The sequence below is a fragment of the Psychrobacter sp. TB20-MNA-CIBAN-0197 genome (assembly GCF_040309765.1).
GTDB lineage: Bacteria > Pseudomonadota > Gammaproteobacteria > Pseudomonadales > Moraxellaceae > Psychrobacter > Psychrobacter submarinus.
In genome coordinates, this window is record NZ_JBEOPC010001238.1 from 1 (window position 1) to 243 (window position 243).

At 54.7% G+C, this 243-nt stretch carries 1 protein-coding gene; it reads left to right on the top strand.

The window, feature by feature from the left end; genetic code table 11:
- The coding region (locus AAEY83_RS17915; protein ID WP_351061383.1) for a hypothetical protein at window positions 1-243 on the top strand (243 nt) is incomplete at both ends.

Genomic DNA, 243 nt, shown 5'->3' on the forward strand with positions numbered 1-243 from the left:
GGGTCAACCTGGCTACGTGAAGGACTACTACAAGATCCAGCAGCATGACTTCTCGGTCATCTGGCCGATCGTTCCGCAGTGGAACGCCATCAGCCGCTGGCAGTACGACTACAACCGCAATCGCACGCTGGAAGCCTTCGGTGGTTTCGAATACGACAACTGCTGCTGGAAACTGCGCCTGATCAATCGTTACTGGGTCGCCTATGACGAAAACAGTCAGAACGCCCCGGAAAACGAAAAAGG